A 1,127-nucleotide genomic window follows, 5' to 3' on the forward strand; every position below is an offset into this window, starting at 1 on the left:
ACCGCTTTAAAAAACCTAGGCAAACCTGGGTAAGCTCAGCGGTATAAGTTTGAAACGTTCTTTCTTAGCGCCTACGCTTCCTCGACATCGAGGTTGACCAAGAAACTCCAGTTAGAAACGGTATAATAATCACAGCGACGTGATATTACACCGGAACGTTTGATTTTTTTATTCAGTTGGTTCCACTCGCTCCAAACGTGCTTTTCCGAGTTCACCTCAGAATAGGCGGTTAAGGAGCGAGGTATTTTTTCACTTAGTCGCATAGCTCGGCGAGCAATCACCAGCGCGGCAGATTCGTCGCTAGCTAAGCCATACATTCTCAGATATTTTACCAAGCCGATAATGCTCGAATATGCTGGGTTAACTGTAATTAACTCAACTCCACGATTCGACAAAATAGGATTGAGTTGCTTGTAAAATTCACTGTACGCCCAACTCGACAACATTCGAGAATATTTTCTACCTTTCTCTCCTAAAGATTCCTTTTTTGTGGAGAAATCAAGTTCTTCACAAACTACGGGGCATTCAAATTCCGCAGCCTTTGCTGCTAGTTGCAGGCAAACTTTAACAATTTGAGCCTGTTGCTTGCCGTTCGGCAATCCCATCTGCAATGGAATCTGCCCTTTGGCTTTGAGGTTTCCTTGAAGATCAACATAAGCCCACCCAATAGAACCGGGATTCATATCGATACCGATACAACCGTACATCCTACTTCTAGAAACTTGATTAACAGGATTTGGGGTAAACTGCACAGCAATAACCCACTTTCCGTTTTTGCGGTAGAAGTGCCAGGTCTTAGCCCCGCATTCTGGCAGCCTATTTATCTTGCGATTGAAATCACCGACCTCGGAAGATACAGTTTTCCCGAATCGCGACTCCAAGCATTTGGGGACTCTAAAAGTTATTTTATTTCCATTCCACTGAGAGACTTGATTGCCGAAAGATTCATCCTTGGAACCGACAACAAAGATATCGCCGTAAGGGACGAAGACTTTGACTGGCTTAGTTTTTAAGTATTCGAGTCTATTCGTTAGTAGGGTTAGTCTACGTTTCTTGTTGTGTATTTGAAATCGTACATTCTGCCAATTAGTGGATTTGTTATCGAGCGAACAGGCGATAGGGAAATT

At 43.2% G+C, this 1,127-nt stretch carries 1 protein-coding gene; it reads right to left on the minus strand.

Annotated elements, in window-relative coordinates; genetic code table 11:
- Positions 1-71: 71 nt before the first annotated feature.
- Positions 72-1,127, minus strand: a 1,056-nt coding sequence (locus QUB11_RS31200; protein ID WP_333207556.1) for an IS200/IS605 family accessory protein TnpB-related protein, incomplete at its 5' end; no start/stop codon positions are given.

Source organism: Microcoleus sp. B6-A1, from assembly GCF_036705085.1.
Classification (GTDB): Bacteria; Cyanobacteriota; Cyanobacteriia; order Cyanobacteriales; family Microcoleaceae; genus Microcoleus.